The 1,220-nt window shown below is 35.7% G+C and carries 2 protein-coding genes; both read right to left on the bottom strand.

Annotation, left to right across the window (positions count from 1 at the left end; genetic code table 11):
- A partial coding sequence (locus tag CQ058_RS31345; RefSeq protein WP_105590278.1) for an IS3 family transposase occupies positions 1-843 on the bottom strand: 843 nt, incomplete at its 3' end.
- Positions 844-851: 8 nt separating this feature from the next.
- Positions 852-1,148, bottom strand: a complete 297-nt coding sequence (locus CQ058_RS31340; protein WP_002192075.1) for a transposase — start codon at positions 1,146-1,148, stop codon at positions 852-854.
- Between the last annotated feature and the right edge of the window lie 72 nt (positions 1,149-1,220).

Raw genomic sequence — 1,220 nt, 5'->3', positions numbered from 1 at the left:
ATTTAATTTCTTTTGAAATCTTTGATGGTTATAAAAGTGCATATATTTACGCACGGCAAGTTTGACCTCATTCGCTTTATGGAAGGAGTGTAAATGAAAACACTCTGCCTTAAAGTGACTGAAGAAGTTTTCCATACAAGCATTATCCCAACAGTTGCCTCTTCGAGACATACTTGCCTTCATCTGATATTTTTTAAGTAATTGATTATATTGACGAGATGTATACTGGGACCCTTGATCACTATGTAAGAGGATTCCCTTCACATTTCGTTTTTTCTTTGCCTTTTTCAGTGTATCTAACACAAGTTTTAAGTCGTTTCTACGACTAGTTTCATAGGCAACAATTTCATTATTGTATAAATCCTTAATAGCGGATAAGTACAAGCGCTGTCCATTGAAAATCAAATAGGTAATATCGGTTACCCATTTCTCATTCGGTTTTGAAGCTTGAAACTCCCTATTTAGATGGTTCTCTGAAATCACATAAGCTTCTTTTTTTCCGTAATAAGGTCGTTTTTTCCTAATTACGGCTTTGATACCTAGTTCACTCATCAATCTTTGGATGCGCTTATGATTCAAATGAAGGTTATATGTGGCTTTCAGCCACACTTGTATTCTTCTATATCCATAAATTCCTCTTGATTTTTTATGACACGCCAATATCTTTTTCTTAATTTCGATATCCTCTGATTGTTTTTTTGAAGGCGTCGTATGCCGTTTTATCCAGTTGTAGTACCCACTTCTGGTTACACCAGCAATATCGCATAGAATGGTCACTGTATAACCTGTTTTTGTCATTTCATGGATGACTTCGAATTGTTTCGTTTTGGATACGACTTTCATTCCTCCTTTTACATCCCTAAGAGCTTTTTTAATATTTCATTTTCCGCTTCTAATCGTCGGATCTTAGCTTCAGGATCTTCGGGTCTAACTCTTGGTCTACCTAAACCTGGTCCTTTCGCTTTCCCGCGTTTTTCTTCTAGTCCTTTGATTCCTTCAGCTTCAAAGTGTTTCACCCAACGACTTACAACCGAGTGATGAATACCTAATTCTTTCGCAATGGTTTTATAGCTCATGCCTTCTTTTAAGTATAAATCTATAGCTTTTTTCTTAAATTCTACATCGTAAGTGACTCTAATTTTTCCCATAAAAAAATCCCCTCCATAGTAAACAGGTTAATGTGCTTTCTTTTTCCTGTCTACTATAAGGGGATCATATCA

Source organism: Bacillus sp. MYb56, from assembly GCF_002976445.1.
Classification (GTDB): Bacteria; Bacillota; Bacilli; order Bacillales; family Bacillaceae_G; genus Bacillus_A; species Bacillus_A mycoides.
This window is presented reverse-complemented; position numbering and strand designations above follow the sequence as displayed.

Excerpts from the sequence above, each read along its gene's own strand:
- CQ058_RS31340 (WP_002192075.1), bottom strand. The coding sequence starts at position 1,148 with ATGGGAAAAATTAGAGTCACTTACGATGTAGAATTTAAGAAAAAAGCT.